A 4,635-nucleotide genomic window follows, 5' to 3' on the forward strand; every position below is an offset into this window, starting at 1 on the left:
CTGCGAATGAGGGGATGTGACTGATCATCGTCGGTGGCGAGGTCAAGACAAAGCTTTGTTCGAACGGCCGGAAGCTTCAGATCTCCAAAGGCCCGATTGATTTCCCGGTCAAGGTTTTGAGTCGAGTCGAGCTCAATGGGACCGTCGATCGGAAAATTCCTGTTCCCGGACGTGAGGTTCAGCCACCATCGACCATCGTCGTCTTCCGTCACGGTGAACCGCCCGCGGGGATTTTCGGATTCCATTCCATAGACGTCGTAATCGCGCTTCACGTCGCAGGGAATGGTTCCGTCCAACGTGCCATCGTCCGTCAAGCTGCCTGCTTCCGGCGGCAGGATGACAATTCGTGACTGTAGTGGCACGACATAGTTGGCCCCGCGCTTCGCCACAATCTCGGATGCTGTCAGGGTCGTGATGAGCGAACCATCCGGCTCGATGATCCAGACAGGTGTCTGTGGTACGCGGTTGGCCAGCTTCTGAAGCTGGTCGTAGGCACGTCCTTTGCCGAAGGTTGCCAGACGAAGCAGTTCGTGTGGTTTGAGCGGGACCAGTTCGAACAGGTCGTCTAGTTCGTCTTGGGAGACTTTGCCCGTCAATAGCGTGACTTCGCTCCGCCAGGCGAATTGCGTCTGCGCTTCATCATTGTCCTCTTTCCCATGAAGATAGGGTTCGACAGGTGGTCTTCCCGGCAGGTCGTGGACGAAGGAAGAGAGTGCCCATGAGTCAAGCAGTACGTCTGTGACGGGGAGAATCTCGGGTGGGGGAGCGAACGCTCGCCGTCGGGCTTCGGGGTCGAGGTTGCTGATCGCAAGCGGGCTGGCGTCCTCGTTCAGGTTGGCCAGCAGTTCAAGCGTTCTTTCCCGCTCTGCCGCAAGGTGCTCTGAAGGTGGGATGACAGTGGGGTGAAGGACGTGAATTTCGGAATCGGGATTCCCGCCGAAGCGATTCACACGGCCAAACCGCTGGGCCATACTGTCAAAGGTTGTTGCATCGCAGATCATATGGTCGGCAGTGATATTTATGCCCACTTCTCCTGCCGAAGTACAGGCAAGATAGACGGTCCCGGAAATCGTGGAACCGGATGGATCTGGCAGGAACCGCTTGAAGATCTCTGACTCGGCCAGTTGGTCTCGTTCATAGCCGCGTTGCGTTCCGGTTAACGGTCGGACGTGTTGTTTCGCATTGTTTAACTGCGTGACGATCTTGCCGACGTCTTCGACCCGACGGACAAAAATCAGGATGGCTCGCTGCGTCTCTTTAAACAGGAGCGCCCGTTCGACGACTCGTTCTGCCAACTTCTTCTCATCGGGAATCTCGTGAAGATGAAGGATCTTTCGGGCTGTCAGTCGTTGCCAGACAACGTGAATCGGTTCTGTGGCTTTGGCGGGAAGGAGAGAAGCAGGGGCGGTTTCGTCGGGTGTGAGCTGAAACGGGGGGTGGGGGGAAGAGCTTCCCTCACGCCCGCGCGTCGTGGCGGAGAGTGCGATGACACGCAGTTTTCGCAAGTCGTTGCATCGGTGCTGATCCTGTGTAATGGCTTCCAGGCAGGCCTGAAATGCGGGTTCCAGATGGGCTTCGTCATGAATGAGCAGTGTATCCTGCCCCAGTAAGCCCGCGTGCAGCGGTCTTGATCGGAAGCCGACCCCGTAGCCATTGAAGAGTAACCGGCTACCAATCATGTCCACCGTCCCGATGATGACGGCGGGACGTGCGGGGTCGGCCATCCATTCCCGGTTGTCGGCGAGCGCACCACGGAGCGTACTGACGGCAAGCGGCGATTCGCCTTGGCCAGTCTCGAGTGAGGTCAGGGCTTTGAGTCGTTTTTCCCAGTCGGTACCGGCAATGCGGTCGCGAATCCTCAGGACTTCGGTCGTCGTCTGGTCAACCACGGTGCGCCGATTGACGACGTAGACCAGTCGGCGGGGGATCGCATCCGGCTTGTAAGCCAGAGCGATCAGCCAGATGGCGATCATGGATGTCTTTCCCAGTCCGGTGGGAAGTTCACACGTCTCGGGAAACGCACCCTGGAGAAAACGGATGTAGAGAGCCCGTTGCCAGGGGAAGGGGGTCTGACCGGTGAGGTTCTGAAAATCGATATCAAATTGGCCAAGGTCAGTCATGTGAAATGTCTGTCCCGAAAGAGCAGGTGAAACGATTGAAGGAAAATGCTGACAAGGAAGCGTGTTAGTGGCAGCGACCCGCGCTCCGAACGGATGTTTCTTCATGCTGAAATCGTTGTGCGGAATACCGCTGCATCTCGGACTTCTGAGACGCAGTCTCTTATGATCTGTGGGAGTTTCCGCGACGTTCGACGCGGGGCAGAGCACTGCTTGACCGTGGACGGTCAAGCAGTGGCATACGAACGGATTTCTGGATCAAGCCCAGTGTCGGACTCACAGAGATTTAGGGGTGCTGATCGGACCGTTAACGGACGCGGAGGTGGCCAAGCCTCCCTTCCGTTTGCCGCGTTTTCTCAACGCGACGAGCCTTCTAAGCACTTCTGTCACTGCGGGCCGCGACGTGGCTGATCCGCATTGTGCGAGATGGTCTCGGCAAAGTTGATCGCCTCCCAGGGGGCGATGAGAAGCTCATCGACAGATTTGCCAAGCGATTTGAATGTCCGCCGGATTGGTCCATCGAGGGGATTTACGGATTGCGACGCCATTTTTTCTAGCTCCACTTTTGAGTACTTGACGGGAAAGTGGGCAGATGCGACGATCAGACGTGACGTGTGGTAGGCTGGTCTGGATCGGTTCTGCCCCATGTGGGTCACGGCAACCTGCGTTACTGCCAAGTTGTTCAGGTTGCCGTGATGTTTTTATATGCCGCCCGCTGCTGCGTGTCAAATATTTTTTATGTTTTGATTGGCGATAACGATCTGAAAAAACCAAATATCTAGAAGAGGAGTGAATTCCTTGATCTAGGTCTTTGTCGGTGAACGAGCATGTGGCCTGCCCTGTCCTCATTCATTTGAGGCCTCGTTGAAGTTAGATTTTTGGGTCATTCAGCTCTGTTCGGTCTGAAGGTTTTGTTCCACGCTGAATAAGCGTGGCCTCATTGAAGTGTTGTGTGCCGAAGCGTTCGTTATGCAGTCAATTTGCCTCGCGCTGAGTCGTTTGAAGCCGCTCGTAGCTTTCGAGGGTCTTTTTCAGGTCGTCGATGATTTCTGTTTTCAGTGATTTGGGTTCCAGGACGGTGGCTTTGGGGCCGAAGCTCTGGATCCAGGATTTCAGTTCCTGTGTGTTTTCCAGGTGCATTTCCAGCGTGACGCTGCCGTCACTTTCTTTTTTGAGTTGCTGCGACGGGTGCCAGATCTTTTCCTGTACGTAGCGGGCGACGGTGGGGGCGAAGCGGATGCGGATTCGTTGCAGTGCTGGCTGTGCGGGTGCCTCGCTGCGGAAGACGCCGAACGAGTTCGCGAAATGTTTTTCCAGACTGAAGTCAGGGTCGGGTGTGAATTGCAGTTGCTGGATGTCGACTCCACTGACTCGATCAATCTTGAAGTGACGGATGCTGTCGTGGTCGCGGGACCAGGCGACCAGATACAAGGCCCCTTTGTGATAGGCGATCCCGTACGGGTACATCTCCAGTGAGACGGGTTCCGTCGCCCGTTCGCTCTGGTAGGCGACAAAGGCGATGCGGTGTTCTTCCACGGCCTGCATCAGCCGGTCGATGACTTCGGCCTTGCCGCTGTAGTCGGGTCGGCCGGGGATCGTCTGAAAAAAATGACGTGAGACTTTTTCGAGCTGTGAAAGGGCGGCTTCCCCCAGCATCGACTGGATCTTGGTGAACGCGGTCTGTGCCGACTTCCAGAAGTACGTTCCGGCCAGCGGGTCGAGAAACTGACGGCCGAGGTAAAGCGAGACTGCTTCGGGCCAGGTGAAGTGAATCGGAGCCCGGGGGCCTCCTTCGGCCAGCCGCCAGTGCTTGCGGCCAAAGTCCGAGACTCGTTCGGATAACGGGAACCCCGCCTGACGCAGTGTGTTCAGGTCTCTGAGGATGGTGCGGGTGTTGACCTCAAACTCCTGACTCAGCTCCTTCACGGTCTGCCCCTGACGACGGTGCATCAGTGCAATGAGAATCCGCCATTGCCTCTGCACAGGTGTTGAGGAGTCCATCGAGAATTCCCGCATTTGTTCATGAGGTTGTTGTGAAACAATTCAGGGGTTCAGAAGATACACGCGGAGTTTGCCATTTGCTGTCATACCCTGACAAAAAATTGAGAAACGCCGTGCGACGGGTGTCGTACCGCAGTCGGGCGGGGCAACGGAACTACTCAGTTTCATCCCGTAGACCCACTGTTTCGGGGGGCGGGGGGGGACGGGGCCGGACCGTTCTTCGTCGGGGGGCTTTCCAGATGTTTGGAAGCGGGGGCGGGATTGGTGCTGCGTGGATCTGCGGGGGTGGTAACTTTGTCGTGGCGGTTTTGTTGTTCGTTTCTTTGCCTGGAAGTGTTGACTGGAAGAGGGGGGCGCTGGCCGGGCGCGCGAATCCGTCTGGTCGCGCAAGGATCGTCGTTATGCGGACGAGACGGGGTGGGCGGGTGAAGAATGAGCTCGCGGCGCATCGACTGGTCTGCTGCCCGGGCTCACGTTGTGGCGGATTGGCGGCGTGGTTGGCATTGTCGCGCCGGTG

The 4,635-nt window shown here is 57.0% G+C and carries 3 protein-coding genes; all 3 read right to left on the minus strand.

Annotation, left to right across the window (positions count from 1 at the left end; all coding sequences use genetic code 11):
* Positions 1-2,120 (minus strand): type I-G CRISPR-associated helicase/endonuclease Cas3g (gene cas3g / locus VGE80_RS04725; RefSeq protein WP_440591851.1); only part of this gene is annotated, 2,120 nt, incomplete at its 3' end.
* 383 nt (positions 2,121-2,503) lie between these two features.
* Positions 2,504-2,665, minus strand: coding sequence for a hypothetical protein (locus tag VGE80_RS04730; RefSeq protein WP_440591852.1), 162 nt, complete (start codon positions 2,663-2,665; stop codon positions 2,504-2,506).
* Positions 2,666-3,092: 427 nt separating this feature from the next.
* Entirely contained in the window at positions 3,093-4,118 is a 1,026-nt protein-coding gene (locus tag VGE80_RS04735) for a helix-turn-helix transcriptional regulator (RefSeq protein WP_440591853.1), read from the minus strand.
* Between the last annotated feature and the right edge of the window lie 517 nt (positions 4,119-4,635).

Source organism: Schlesneria sp. (genome assembly GCF_036405755.1).
Lineage (GTDB): Bacteria > Planctomycetota > Planctomycetia > Planctomycetales > Planctomycetaceae > Schlesneria > Schlesneria sphaerica.